Annotated in this window: 13 protein-coding genes; 9 read left to right on the top strand and 4 right to left on the bottom strand. The window is 60.8% G+C overall.

Translation table 11 applies throughout. The features are described 5' to 3' along the window. Positions 1–47: 47 nt before the first annotated feature. The 3 genes from ISN39_RS16325 to rpsU (ISN39_RS16315) form a co-directional block, all read right to left on the bottom strand. Positions 48–1,112, bottom strand: coding sequence for an FAD-binding oxidoreductase (locus ISN39_RS16325; protein WP_194728210.1), 1,065 nt, complete (start codon positions 1,110–1,112; stop codon positions 48–50). 27 nt (positions 1,113–1,139) lie between these two features. Then, positions 1,140–2,009: a tetratricopeptide repeat protein gene (locus ISN39_RS16320; RefSeq protein WP_194728209.1), complete on the bottom strand. Its 870-nt coding sequence runs from the start codon at positions 2,007–2,009 to the stop codon at positions 1,140–1,142. Between the two features lie 138 nt (positions 2,010–2,147). Then, positions 2,148–2,360, bottom strand: coding sequence for a 30S ribosomal protein S21 (gene rpsU / locus ISN39_RS16315; RefSeq protein WP_003585885.1), 213 nt, complete (start codon positions 2,358–2,360; stop codon positions 2,148–2,150). A gap of 367 nt (positions 2,361–2,727) precedes the next feature. Here rpsU (ISN39_RS16315) and ISN39_RS16310 point away from each other — a divergent pair, with 367 nt between their 5' ends. The 5 genes from ISN39_RS16310 to ISN39_RS16290 all read left to right on the top strand — a co-directional run bounded on the left by ISN39_RS16310 (position 2,728) and on the right by ISN39_RS16290 (position 6,272). Then, entirely contained in the window at positions 2,728–2,937 is a 210-nt protein-coding gene (locus ISN39_RS16310) for a cold-shock protein (RefSeq protein WP_028739741.1), read from the top strand. A gap of 107 nt (positions 2,938–3,044) precedes the next feature. Then, a complete protein-coding gene (locus ISN39_RS16305; RefSeq protein ID WP_194728208.1) occupies positions 3,045–3,347 on the top strand; it encodes a cold-shock protein in 303 nt (100 codons plus the stop codon). Between the two features lie 52 nt (positions 3,348–3,399). Then, complete coding sequence (gene rpsU / locus ISN39_RS16300; protein ID WP_022715889.1) at positions 3,400–3,636, top strand: 30S ribosomal protein S21; 237 nt, start codon at positions 3,400–3,402, stop codon at positions 3,634–3,636. 53 nt (positions 3,637–3,689) lie between these two features. Further along, positions 3,690–3,920, top strand: a complete 231-nt coding sequence (locus ISN39_RS16295) for a hypothetical protein (protein WP_039846116.1) — start codon at positions 3,690–3,692, stop codon at positions 3,918–3,920. 180 nt (positions 3,921–4,100) lie between these two features. Beyond that, entirely contained in the window at positions 4,101–6,272 is a 2,172-nt protein-coding gene (locus ISN39_RS16290) for an adenylate/guanylate cyclase domain-containing protein (protein ID WP_194728207.1), read from the top strand. Positions 6,273–6,276: 4 nt separating this feature from the next. On the opposite strand, the gene ISN39_RS16285 is transcribed toward ISN39_RS16290, so the two are convergent. Beyond that, positions 6,277–7,266, bottom strand: coding sequence for a FecR domain-containing protein (locus ISN39_RS16285; protein ID WP_194728206.1), 990 nt, complete (start codon positions 7,264–7,266; stop codon positions 6,277–6,279). A gap of 245 nt (positions 7,267–7,511) precedes the next feature. Here ISN39_RS16285 and ISN39_RS16280 point away from each other — a divergent pair, with 245 nt between their 5' ends. Genes ISN39_RS16280 through ISN39_RS16265 form a run of 4 tightly spaced genes read left to right on the top strand, consistent with a single transcriptional unit; the run spans position 7,512 to position 12,664 of the window. Further along, positions 7,512–8,765 carry a sarcosine oxidase subunit beta family protein gene (locus ISN39_RS16280; protein WP_074069686.1) on the top strand — a complete coding sequence of 418 codons (1,254 nt, stop codon included), beginning with the start codon at positions 7,512–7,514 and terminating at the stop codon, positions 8,763–8,765. 26 nt (positions 8,766–8,791) lie between these two features. After that, complete coding sequence (locus tag ISN39_RS16275) at positions 8,792–9,133, top strand: sarcosine oxidase subunit delta (RefSeq protein WP_074069685.1); 342 nt, start codon at positions 8,792–8,794, stop codon at positions 9,131–9,133. Then, positions 9,130–12,123: a sarcosine oxidase subunit alpha gene (locus tag ISN39_RS16270; protein ID WP_194728205.1), complete on the top strand. Its 2,994-nt coding sequence runs from the start codon at positions 9,130–9,132 to the stop codon at positions 12,121–12,123. Before ISN39_RS16275 ends, ISN39_RS16270 begins: the two co-directional genes overlap by 4 nt. Continuing rightward, complete coding sequence (locus tag ISN39_RS16265) at positions 12,116–12,664, top strand: sarcosine oxidase subunit gamma (protein ID WP_074069683.1); 549 nt, start codon at positions 12,116–12,118, stop codon at positions 12,662–12,664. Before ISN39_RS16270 ends, ISN39_RS16265 begins: the two co-directional genes overlap by 8 nt. Positions 12,665–12,681 lie beyond the last annotated feature (17 nt).

Genomic DNA, 12,681 nt, shown 5'->3' with positions numbered 1-12,681 from the left:
CTAAAACATGCTGACGGAAGAATTGTAATGGTCATACAATTGTGCCGTCAGGCGAACCGGGAGAGCCGAAATGATCGGAGGCTTGCGTCAGTTGCGCCTGACAGAATCTCGTTTGCCGCCAGCGTGCCGACCAACGGAGCAAGCGTCACGCCGGAATGCATAACGGCGATGTAAAGGCCGCCGATGCCGCAATTGCCGATGATCGGGAAGCCGTCTCGCGGCGTCGGGCGATATCCAACAGTGAGGAAATCCATTGTCAGCGCGTCGCTTTCCAAAAGGCTGGCTTTGACCTTTGCAAAGAGAGCGGCCGCGGTCGCCTGGCGGTCTTCGCCCGGATCGCTGCCGCCGAAGTCGCTGCCCGCGATGATGCGCCCCTCGGTCGTCTGGCGCATATGCAGTTCCGTCGCAATCACCAGGCCGTTCAGCCGTTTCTCGAACGGGCGGGAGTGAACGATCAGGCCGGGCGGCGCGTCAATCGGCAGCGTGATCCCGGCTGACGCGGCTATGGGAACGGATCCTGCGCCGCAAGCGAGGACGACATGATCCGCATCGATCAGACCTTGCGACGTCACGACGCCGGCAATGTGATCTCCGCTACGGATGAGGCTGCGAACGGCAGCGCCGATGAATTTCGCGCCTCGCGCTTCGGCATCCGCCAGCATCATGCGCGCGGCTGCGATCGGCTCGACTGCGCCTTCCTCAGCGACAGCGAGGGCGAAATCGGGTGCATTACTGAGATAGGGTTCGCGGCGGGAGATCTCACTGCGCTCGATGCGCTTGATGCCGTAGCCCCAGCCGCCGTGCTCCTTCGCGTAAGCTTCGAGTTGATTGCGGGGCAGGTCCCAGCAGATGCCGCCGCACCAGGAAAGCGGCAGGCCCGGAAGCTCCGCAGCGAGCCGCTTCCACTCCGCCATCGAGCGGCGCCGGAAATGAAAGTAGAATTCGGGGTTTCCCCAGCTGGCATTGATCCAGGCGAAGGAATTGGGCGTTGCGACGCCGCCGGTTTCTTCGGCGATGACCGTCACAGCAGCACCGGCCTTCGCCAAATGCCAGGCGATCGAGGCGCCTATGATACCGGCGCCGACGACGATCACATGCCGTTTCGCCGCCATCGCTGTTTTCTCCGTGATCTGCAGATATCAGCCGCTGGTTGCAGCACCGACGCGGGCCAGGCCGTCGCGGGCCGGCTGGTATTTCGGGTCCAGGCCGATCGCGTGGCGATAGGAGCGGGCCGCCTTCTCCTTGTCGCCGCGGCGCTCATAGACGAGCGCCTGGTTGGCCCAGGATTCGGCGATGTTGCCGTTGAGCTCGATCGCATGGTTGAAGTCGGCGAAGGCATTGTCGTCGTCATTCAGCGCGAAATAGGAAATGCCGCGGCCGTTATAGGGCTCGGGCGAATTCGGTGACAGCGAGATCGCCTTCGAGAAATCGTCGATCGCTTTGTCCTGCTGATTGCGCTTCTGGAAAATCAGGCCGCGATTGTGATAAGCGCGGCCATCCGTCGTGCCGAGCTGGATTGCGCGGGCGAAATCGTTGAATGCCGCATCGTCCTGGCTGGCCTGGCGATAGACGTTGCCGCGGCCGATATAGGCGACGTCGTAGCTCGGGTTGATCTGCAGCGCGGCGTTGTAGTCGGCGATCGCCTGTTGCTGCTGGCCCATGTTGCGATAGACGAGCGCGCGGTTGGCATAGGCCTGGAAGAAGCGCGGATTGATCTGCAGGGCGGTATTGAAGTCGTTCAGCGCGGCCTTGAACTGACCGGCACGGCCATAGGCCGAGCCTCGGACGTTATATGCTTCCGGATCACGCGGATTGGAATTGATCACCGAGGTCAGCGAGGCAATGTTCTCTTCGGAACCCTGAGCCTTGTCGAGGCGGATCACAGCATCGGAGGTGTTGTCGGTCTGGCAACCGGCAAGGCCGATTGCACCAAGGACTGCAAGCACCGGCAGCAGCGTCGCTTTCGGCGCGCGCAAGGACCGGGGCGAGGTGAACAAGAAATCAGCCATTCGTGCGCTTCCCCCATGCGTCATATCCGGGGGCAATCGGATATGCGATCTTCAGCAGCAAAAATAAAAAGGCGGCGGCGACACGTAATCGCCCCCGCCAACATGCATCTGAAAACGTCGAAATAACGACGGCACCGTTTAGCGTGCGACCAGACCTTCGCGCTGTGCCCGCTTGCGAGCCAGCTTGCGAACGCGGCGAACAGCTTCGGCCTTCTCGCGGGCGCGCTTCTGCGACGGCTTCTCGTAGTAGTCGCGCATCTTCATTTCGCGGAAAATGCCTTCGCGCTGCATCTTCTTCTTGAGAGCGCGGAGAGCCTGATCGACATTGTTATCGCGGACGAGTACCTGCACGAGAATCACGTTCCTTTGGTTTTGGTTGACACCAGCGGCGGCACAGCGCCAGGGCAAAATTATACGGTTCGCGCGACCGGAGCCTCGCGATTGGTGATGCGGGATAACAGATCGATGACACGAAGTCCAGACTGATATGGCGATCTGCGGAAAAAATGGCCGATAAACCTTCCGCCTGCTTGGCGGATGCGGTGCCCAGAAATGCATTTGCTATTGCGGTATGCAGAAATACCCCTATATATGAGCCTATCGAATATTGCTTGTGACCTTTGTCACGCGCTGAGCGCTCTGTCAGATTTCCTCTCAACTCTCGATAAGAGCCGGCGAATAATTTCCCGGCAGTGCAGCGATTGAAAGGAGATCGTTCATGAATTCAGGCACAGTTAAGTGGTTCAATAGCGCCAAGGGCTTTGGCTTTATTCAGCCGGACGATGGTTCGACCGACGTATTTGTTCACATTTCCGCCGTGGAGCGTGCCGGCATGAGCGCGTTGTCCGACGGGCAGAAGGTACGCTACGATCTCGTCCGGGACAAAAAGTCCGGCAAGAACGCAGCGGATAATCTTCAGGCCGCGTGATTTGTCATTTGCCACGGCTGACCACGGATGTACTGGCAGCGGGCTGAATGACGGGAAGAGGTCGGGTAAAACGCCCGGCCTTTTTGACATTTTGAAAGAGCACCGTGATGCCAAAGCCGAACTATAAGGCAAAGCCGACCTATAAAATAGGTGACTTTGTCGTGCTGAAGTCCGGTCTCACCCGAACGGCCGCTGCCGACAGGCGATGCGAGGTCGTCGGCATCCTGCCGAACGACCATGGACATGTACAGTACCGTGTTCGGTTCGAGGCCGAAAACTTCGAGCGCAGGATAACAGCGCTTGATATCGATGCGACCGAATCGCCGCCGCGGATTTCAGGCGCTCACGTAGCCCAAACTTCCAATGCCGAGCCTTGGCTGAAGACGTCCAGCATCAAGGTTCGAAAGTAACGCCTCCCCTCGTTAACGATACGGCATGCCATTGCCGCGAAAGGATAAGATTTTGCAGGTTCTCGTCAGGGACAACAATGTCGACCAGGCTCTTCGCGTTCTCAAGAAGAAGATGCAGCGCGAAGGTCTGTTTCGTGAAATGAAGGCGCGCAGCGCCTATGAAAAGCCATCCGAGAAGCGCGCCCGCGAAAAGGGCGAAGCTATCCGCCGTCAGCGGAAACTCGCGCGCAAGAAGATGCAGCGCGAAGGTTTGCTGCCGATGCCCAAAAAGGCCGCAAACACACGTTGAGTGTCGCTTGCGAGCGTGGTTTTCAAAATCGCGAACCATCCAAGGAAAAGTGAATGACTGCCACAAAGGACGCATTCTTCAACGCCACGAAGATGTCGGCCCGCGACAAGGCGGAAGCCACGGATCACACGGCGCGGGCGATTATTGCAGACGAAGCAAAACTGCGTGAAAAAAAGACGGAGAAGCTGAAAGCCCTCCGTCTGCAGCGGCAGGCCGAAGCTGAGCCCGAACTTCCGGCTCCGAAAAGAAAGCGCAAGGTTTCAGTCAAATCGGCCGGCCAATAGGTCTTTGCAAACCGTGGTCCTTCCCCTTGAAGGCGTCTGCCTGTCCGATTCCCACGCGCTCCAACACAATCTCTCTTTATGCTGCGTGCCAGTTCTGCGACAGGATGGCGTTCGGCGCTAAAGCGGCGTAGCCTTTCTTCGCTGCTCAGCGGCTTGCAGCGTAGGGGGCGCCATCGGTTCATGACACGCGCGCAGCAAATCGGTGTCATCATCGGCTTGGCGATTGTTGCCGTGCTCACGCTGCTGCGGGCCAGCGATCCACAGCTGCTGCGATCGATCCGCGATGTGACCTTCGACGAATACCAGCGCCTATCGCCGCGGTCCTTCGAAGAGCTGCCGGTTCGGGTAATCGATATTGACGAGGCATCGCTACGCGAATTCGGCCAGTGGCCGTGGCCGAGAGACAGGCTGGCTCTGCTCGTCGACAGGCTGTCCGAGATGGGTGCGGCGGCGATCGCTTTCGACATTCTCTTTGCCGAGCCCGACCGGCTTTCGCCACGTACTGTCGTCGGCAATGTGCCCGGCATCGATCCGTCGCTGCTGTCGCAATTGCCCGACAATGACGAGATTTTCGCCGATACTATTGCCGATAAGCCTGTCGTGCTCGGCTTCGGCTTGACCAACGAGGGAACCTATCGCCCGTCCGTCAAGGCAGGCTTCGCCTTCACCGGCGAGAGTCCCGTCGGCGCACCCCCGCATATCAATGCCGCAACGCCGTTACGTCCGCGCCTTGAAGCGAACGCCGCCGGCATCGGTCATATCAGTCTCAATCCGGGCAGCTCTTCGTCGGTCGTGCGGGCAGTTCCGCTGTTTCTGACGGATGGGGAGCAGCTTTATCCGAATCTGGCGCTGGAGGCACTGCGTGTTGCGCAGGGTGTCTCGACCTATGTGCTGGCGGGTGCTCCGGATGCGGCCGGCGTCATGGTCTCAGTCAAGACAGGCGATTTTGTCGTCCCCGTGACGGCGGCCGGCGAGTTATGGCTCTATGTCAGCCCAGACCGTGCGGAGAGATATGTCTCCGCGCGGCATGTGCTTGCAGAAAAAGGTGCCTCGGCCGAAGTCAGCGCGGCGATAAACGGAAGTATCGTCTTTATCGGCACATCGGCCGCGGGGCTGCAGGATATCCGTGTCACGGCGCTTGGAGAAAATGTGCCGGGGGTTTCGCTGCACGCGCAGACCCTCGAGCAGATTTTGAACGGCCGCTATCTGTCGCGGCCGGACTGGGCGGATGGCCTGGAGATATTCGCCATCGCAGTGCTTGGCAGCCTTTTGGTGATCCTGACGACCTTCGTTAGCCCGGCGGTAGCCCTAGCCTGTGGTTTGGCGATTACTGCGCTTGCTGTTGTCGCCTCGTGGCTCTGCTTTTCCTACGCCGGGCTTCTTTTCGATCCGTTGGCTCCGATCATCAGCGGATCAGTGACGCATTTCGCCGCGACGTCGTTCCGCATTCTGGTGATCGACCGGGAACGGCGCGAGGTTCGCCGCGCCTTCGGGCAATATCTGTCACCATCGCTTCTCTATCGTATCGAGCATACGCGCGACGCACTGCGCCTTGGCGGCGACGATCGGCAACTAACGGTCATGTTCGTCGACGTGCGTCATTTCACCGAAATCAGTGAGCGGCTTACGCCGAGGGCCGTGGTCGGATTCCTGAACACGCTGCTCGACGCACTGAGCCGCCATGTCGTCGCCAATGAGGGCACGCTCGACAAGTTCATCGGCGACTCGATCATGGCCTTCTGGAATGCGCCAGTCGATGTCGCCGATCACGAGACGAAGGCGGTGCGCGCCGCTCTGGCCATGCGGGAAACGCTTGCCGAGCTCAATGCTGCCGATGCCTTCGGCTTTGGCAAGGATCAACCGGTGGGCATCGGCATCGGTATCCATACCGGTGTTGCCTGTGTCGGAAATATGGGAGCCGAAACGCGCTTCAATTACTCGGCCGTCGGCGATGCCGTGAACGTTGCTGCGCGGATCGAATCCTCCTGCAAGGAAATCGGCTTCGATATTCTGATTTCGGAGGACACAGCGCGGCTGCAGTTAGGTGCTGCGCTGCTTGAGGCGGGCACCATCGGCCTGAAGGGAAAGAGCAGCCTGACGCGCCTATTCGCCGTCGTCGGGGATGAGCGCGTGACGCAATCGGCCGAATTTGCAGAGCTGCGGCAGCTCCACAATCAGCTTGTCGAGGCATTTCGCTCGCGCTCGCCCGACACGCGCAGGATCGTCAGTGCCATCAGGTTGAAGACCAAAATGATCGCTCCCGGCCTGGCGGAATTTTATCGCCGGATTTCCCGCAGGGCCGATCATTTCCGTGATGAACCGATTTCTGAGGAAGCGCGTCCCGCAGAATGACCTATCAGCGATGGTGGTTCCGTTCGCCGCGATCCCTATCGCGGTCCTTGCCATAGTGATGGTCGCCCTTGTCGCGGTCTCTGTCGTGATCGCCCCGGTGGTGATCATGTGATTTATGCGGCCTGTCGTGGTCATGCGGCTTGTCCGGCTTATGCGGCCCGTCGGGCTTGTCGGGCTTGTCCGGCTTATGCGGCCTGTCGGGTTTGTCGGGTTTGTGTGGTCTATCGGGCTTATCCGGCTTGTCAGGTTTATTCGGTTTCTCCGGCTTCGGTTCCGGAGGCGAGACGGCCGGCACCTGGCGCTGAAGGTTATCGGGCCGCTGCAGTGCCGCCGTCAATCCGCAGCCGCCGCCCATCATGCCGGAAAGCGACTGACTGCCGGAAAGGAATGGGAGGGCGCGTGGCGTTCCCAGTCTTCGAAGGACGCCCTGGTTTACGCGCGCCACATCCGTCATGTTGCCGTTGGGTGTCGCAACGACACAGTCGCAACGGCGTGTCAGTTGCCGGCAGCCGCCCGGGCCGCAAAACTGGGCGGCGCCATTCAGCATGACGACGGCCGTCGTTCCATCCGGGCCGACATAGAAATCGAAGGCGGTGCCACGCACGCCGATCGTGCCCGCAGGTGTCAGGATCTGGTAGGCGGACGATTTCGAACTGCCGCTGATCCAGCGGAAAGTTCCCTTCGCTGCGCGGATGCTCAGCTTTTTCACCGATTGAGAGTCATCGAAGATGTATTTGTCGATGACGACTGACGAACCCCAGCCGACCGCAAGCTTGGTGCCGTCACGGAAGAGAAACTGGCCGAGACCGGATTTCGATGTACGAATGCGCTCGTCGCGATGGACTGCGGCATTTACGGTCAGCGGTCCCGTTTGACCGGTCACTTCCGTCTTGATGCGGACCGCCTGGCCAACCTGCTCGGCTGCGGAGGCCGGCATGGAGCTGGAAAGCACCGCGCTGAACACCGTGGCTGCGGCAAGACGCACATACGACATGGGAACACCCCTAGGAATAGGAATATTAGCATGTGATTTCGCGTCTCGTCTTCCTGCCCTCTTGGGTTAGTTGGACTAATCCGGTGCGGGTGGGCGGATGCGGCAACCTCAGTGTCATCAGCACTTGTTCCACCCATGTCAAACAAAAGCCCGTTCGCGTCGCAAAAGAAACGTTGTGCCGCATTTCGATTTGCGATTTGTATGGCCACGAAGAAAATGCCTTTCCCTGAAGGAGATGAAGGCGGATGCGGAAATACTCGGTTTTTGCCGTGGCACGGGAAGCGCTCAGGGGCCACAAGGGCTGGGAGAGGCAGTGGACTTCGCCGGAGCCGCGTGCGCAATACGACGTTATTATCATCGGCGGCGGCGGGCATGGTCTGGGAGCAGCCTACTACCTTGCCAAGGAGCACGGCATCACCAACGTCGCGGTGTTGGAAAAGGGCTGGCTCGGCGGAGGCAATACCGGCCGTAACACCACCATCATCCGCTCGAACTATCTCTATGAAGAGAGCATGCACATCTACGAGCATTCGATGAAGCTCTGGGAGAATCTGTCGCAGGATCTGAATTACAATGTGATGTATTCGCCGCGCGGCGTGATGATGCTCTCGCACAACATCCACGATCAGCAGTCCTTCAAGCGGCATATCCATGCCAACCGGCTCTATGGCATCGATAATGAATGGCTGACGCCGGAGCAGGCGAAGGCTTATTGCCCCCCGCTCGATATTTCCGCAGCTGCGCGTTATCCGATTAACGGCGCCGCCTTGCAGCGCCGCGGCGGTACGGCGCGTCATGATGCGGTCGCCTGGGGTTATGCCCGAGCGGCGTCGGATCGCGGCGTTCACATCATCCAGAATTGCGAAGTCACCGGCATCCGCCGCGGACCGGACGGGCGGGTTGTTGGCGTCGAAACCAATCGCGGCTTCATCGGCGCGAAGAAGGTCGGCGTCTCCGCGGCCGGCCACTCGACGACCGTGATGAAGATGGCGGACGTGCGCGTGCCGCTGCAATCGAGCCCGCTGCAGGCGCTGGTTTCCGAACCACTGAAGCCGATCTTTCCCTGTGTCGTCATGTCGAACACGGTGCATGCCTATATCTCGCAGTCCGACAAGGGCGAGCTCGTCATCGGCGCTGGCACGGACCAGTATAATTCCTATTCGCAGACAGGCGGCCTGCAGATCATCACGCATACGCTTGATGCGATTTGCGAGCTCTTCCCGATGTTCCGCCGCGTGAAGATGATGCGCTCCTGGGGCGGCATCGTCGACAATACGCCGGACCGTTCGGCGATCCAGTCGAAGACGCCGGTTCCGGGGCTCTATGTCAACTGCGGCTGGGGAACGGGCGGCTTCAAGGCGACGCCGGGTTCGGCCAATCTCTTTGCGCACCTGATCGCCCGCGACGAGCCGCACAAGTTCAATGCCGGATTGACGCTGGATCGCTTCCGCACCGGACGGCTCATCGACGAAGCGGCAGCCGCCGCCGTCGCGCACTGACCACGCACTTCCGACAAGGGAATCCAATGCTACTGATCTACTGCCCATACTGTCAGGAAGAGCGCTCCGAGCTCGAATTCCGTGGCGCTGGCGACGCGCATATTGCGCGGCCCCAGAATATCGCTTCGATTTCCGACGAGGAATTCGAGGCGTATTTCTTCCTGCGCGACAACCCGAAGGGTCTGATCTTCGAACGCTGGCGGCACATCCACGGCTGCGGCCGTTTCTTCAATGCAGCGCGCGACACCATCAGCGACAAATTCATCATGACCTACAAGGCAGGCGAGCCAAAGCCTGAAATAGGCGCTGCGAGCGTCCCGCACGCCCCCGTCGAAACCTATGAAGCGACGGAAGGAGAGGCGAAATGAGCGGCGCGAACCGAATTCCAGGCAAGGGACGCCTGACGCCGGCGAGAACCGCCCGCTTCACTTTCGACGGCAAGAGCTATACCGCGCTCGAAGGCGACACCGTCGCTTCGGCGCTGATCGCCAACGGCGTGCATCTCGTCGGCCGCTCCTTCAAGTACCACCGCCCGCGCGGCATCCTTTCAGCCGGTGCGGAAGAGCCGAATGCGCTGATCGACGTTGCCCGAGACTCGGCGCGAAAGCAGCCGAACGTGCGCGCCACGGTTCAGGAAGTCTTCGACGGTATGATCGTCAAGTCGCAGAACCGCTTCCCGTCACTTGCTTTTGACGTCGGTGGCATCAGCGATCTGCTTTCGCCGTTCTTTGCGGCGGGATTCTACTACAAGACCTTCATGTGGCCGAAGGCCGCCTGGAAGCATGTCTATGAGCCACTCATCCGACGTTCCGCCGGTCTCGGCGTCGCGCCGACGGAAGGGGATCCGGATCACTACGCAAGCCGCTATGCGCATTGCGACGTGCTCGTCGCCGGTGCGGGCGTTGCAGGTCTCTCCGCTGCCCTTGCCGCGGCTGAGACGGGCGCCCGCGTCATCATCTGCGACGAGCAGGCGGAATGCGGCGGTGCGTTGCGCTTCGACTGCGGCGTGAAGATCGACGGCATCGAAGGCTACGTCTGGGCGCAGCAGGCGGCTGCCAAGCTGAAGGCGATGGACAACGTGCAGGTTCTGACCCGCACGACGGCCTTCGGCTACTACAACCATAATTTCATCGCTCTTGCCGAGCGCGTGACCGACCATATCGCCAAGCCGGGCCGTGACCTGCCGCGCGAGCGTCTCTGGCAGGTCCGCGCCAAGCGGGTGATCCTCGCCAGCGGTGCAATCGAGCGGCACATGGTATTCCGAAACAACGACCGTCCGGGCATCATGCTGGCGTCTGCCGCGCGCATGTACCTGAACCACTACGGCGTCGCCGTCGGAGCCAAGGTTGGTGTCTACACCGCCCATGACTCGGCCTATGAAGCCGCTTTCGACCTGAAGCGTGCCGGCGTGGCAATCGCTGCGATCGTCGATTGCCGCCAGACGCCGGGGGCTGCAGTTCTTGCCGAAGCGCGTTCGCTCGGTATCGAGGTGCTGGCTGGACAATCGGTCATCAATACTTCGGGCAAGCTCCGCGTCTCATCGATGACCGTCGCCCGCAACGGCGGCGGCTCGCCGCGCAAAGTTGCGGTCGACGCATTGCTGGTTTCGGCCGGCTGGACGCCGTCGGTGCACCTCTTCTCGCAGTCGCGCGGCAAGGTGAAGTTCGAGCCGGAAAGCCAGCGCTTCCTGCCCGGCACCTATGCGCAGGACTGCCTGTCGGTCGGCGCCTGCAACGGCACGGACGGCCTGCAGCAGACGATCGAAGAGTCTCTTGCGGCCGGCGAGCTGATGGCGCAAGCCGTCGGAAAATCGGGCAGTGGCAAGATCAGCATCTCGGCCGAGCAGGCCTATGACTGGACCGGAGGTATGATCGGTGCTGCCGAAGGTGCCGGCCCGGAGACGAGCGCCAAGGCCTTCATAGACTTCCAGCACGATGTCTGCGCCAAGGACATCCGTCTTGCAGTGCGCGAAGGCATGCACTCGATCGAGCACATCAAGCGCTTCACGACGAACGGCATGGCCTCCGACCAGGGCAAGCTCTCCAACATGCACGGTCTGGCGATCGCCGCCGAAATGCTCGGCAAGGAAATCCCGCAGGTCGGCCTCACGACCTTCCGTGCGCCCTATACGCCGGTCACCTATGGCACGCTGATCAGCCATTCGCGCGGCGAGCTCTTCGATCCCGCGCGTAAGACGCCGATGCATCAGTGGGAAGCGGCGCATGGCGCTGTGTTCGAAGACGTCGGCAACTGGAAGCGTGCCTGGTTCTATCCGCGCGCCGGCGAGACGATGCATCAGTCGGTTGCCCGCGAATGCAAAACGGCTCGCGACATCGCAGGCGTTTTTGATGCCTCGACGCTCGGCAAGATCGAGGTCGTCGGCCCGGATGCGGCCGAGTTCATGAACCTGATGTACACCAATGCCTGGGACACGCTGAAACCCGGCAAGTGCCGCTATGGCATCATGACCCGCGAAGACGGCTTCGTGTACGACGATGGCGTTGTCGGGCGCCTTGCGGATGACCGTTTCCATGTCACGACGACGACAGGCGGCGCGCCGCGCGTTCTTCATCACATGGAAGACTATCTGCAAACGGAGTTCCCGCACCTGAAGGTGTGGCTGACCTCCGTTACCGAGCAATGGGCTGTGATTGCCGTGCAAGGTCCGAAGGCGCGCGAGATCGTCGCGCCGCTCGTTGAGGGGCTCGATATTTCCAACGAGGCCTTCCCGCATATGAGCGTTGGCGAGTGCAAGGTCTGCGGCGTACCTGCGCGCCTCTTCCGAGTGTCGTTTACTGGCGAAGTCGGCTTCGAAATCAACGTTCCAGCCGATTTCGGCCAGTCGGTGCTGGAAGCTGTCTGGGCAAATGCCGAGCCGCTCGGCGCCTGCGTCTACGGCACCGAGACGATGCACGTTCTTCGCGCCGAAAAGGGCTATATCATCGTTGGACAGGATACGGACGGCACGGTCACGCCGGATGACGCAGGTCTTTCCTGGGCCGTTTCCAAGAAGAAGACGGATTTTGTTGGCATTCGGGGGCTGAAGCGTCCCGATCTCGTCAGGGAAGGCCGCAAGCAGCTTGTCGGTCTCGTTACGAAGGATACGAAGCTGGTGCTCGAAGAGGGCGCACAGATCGTCGCCAATCCGAACGAGCCGAAGCCGATGACCATGCTTGGTCATGTGACCTCGTCCTACTGGTCGGAAAACCTCGGCAAGTCCATCGCCTTCGCGCTGGTCGCCGGCGGCCGGGCGCGCACAGGCGAGACTCTGTATGTACCAATGCCCGACAAGACGATTGCCGTTGAAGTGACGGACATGGTGTTCTTTGACAAAGAAGGAGGCCGGATCAATGGTTGATGTGGCAATTCGCAAATCCGCTCTTTCCGGCAACCACGGCGGTTCTGCCACTGTGCGGCTGACGCCTGCGCCTGCGGCGAGCCGGGTGGCGCTGCGGGCGCCGGCAGCTTCGCTCAAAGCTCTTTCATCGGCTCTCGGCGTCACGATCCCGGATGCGCCGAAAACCTCGGGCCGCGAGGGTGGACGTTCAGTGCTCTGGCTCGGCCCCGACGAATGGCTGGTGATCGATGAAGACGGCGCAGATCTGATGGCCTTGTTATCAGGTGTCAGCCTCCTTCATTCGGCGACGGATGTCTCCCATCGCAATGTCGGCATCATCGTCTCTGGCCCCGGCGCCGAAGCCGCGCTTTCGGGCGGCTGCCCGCAGGACCTGTCGATCGGCACATTTCCGGTCGGCGCCTGCTCGCGCACGCTGTTCGGCAAGGCGGAAGTCGTGTTCTTCCGCACCGAGGACGATACGTACCGGATCGAATGCTGGCGGTCGTTTTCCGACTATGTCTTCGGTCTGCTGGCCGAGGCGGCAGAAGATGCGGGGCACTGACACGCCGGCCGTGAAAT

This window comes from Rhizobium sp. 007, assembly GCF_015353075.1.
Taxonomy (GTDB): Bacteria; Pseudomonadota; Alphaproteobacteria; order Rhizobiales; family Rhizobiaceae; genus Rhizobium.
This window is presented reverse-complemented; position numbering and strand designations above follow the sequence as displayed.

Excerpts from the sequence above, each read along its gene's own strand:
- ISN39_RS16325 (WP_194728210.1), bottom strand. The coding sequence starts at position 1,112 with ATGGCGGCGAAACGGCATGTGATCGTCGTCGGCGCCGGTATCATAGGC.
- ISN39_RS16320 (WP_194728209.1), bottom strand. The coding sequence starts at position 2,009 with ATGGCTGATTTCTTGTTCACCTCGCCCCGGTCCTTGCGCGCGCCGAAA.
- ISN39_RS16310 (WP_028739741.1), top strand. The coding sequence starts at position 2,728 with ATGAATTCAGGCACAGTTAAGTGGTTCAATAGCGCCAAGGGCTTTGGC.
- ISN39_RS16305 (WP_194728208.1), top strand. The coding sequence starts at position 3,045 with ATGCCAAAGCCGAACTATAAGGCAAAGCCGACCTATAAAATAGGTGAC.
- ISN39_RS16295 (WP_039846116.1), top strand. The coding sequence starts at position 3,690 with ATGACTGCCACAAAGGACGCATTCTTCAACGCCACGAAGATGTCGGCC.
- ISN39_RS16290 (WP_194728207.1), top strand. The coding sequence starts at position 4,101 with ATGACACGCGCGCAGCAAATCGGTGTCATCATCGGCTTGGCGATTGTT.
- ISN39_RS16285 (WP_194728206.1), bottom strand. The coding sequence starts at position 7,266 with ATGTCGTATGTGCGTCTTGCCGCAGCCACGGTGTTCAGCGCGGTGCTT.
- ISN39_RS16280 (WP_074069686.1), top strand. The coding sequence starts at position 7,512 with ATGCGGAAATACTCGGTTTTTGCCGTGGCACGGGAAGCGCTCAGGGGC.
- ISN39_RS16275 (WP_074069685.1), top strand. The coding sequence starts at position 8,792 with ATGCTACTGATCTACTGCCCATACTGTCAGGAAGAGCGCTCCGAGCTC.
- ISN39_RS16270 (WP_194728205.1), top strand. The coding sequence starts at position 9,130 with ATGAGCGGCGCGAACCGAATTCCAGGCAAGGGACGCCTGACGCCGGCG.
- ISN39_RS16265 (WP_074069683.1), top strand. The coding sequence starts at position 12,116 with ATGGTTGATGTGGCAATTCGCAAATCCGCTCTTTCCGGCAACCACGGC.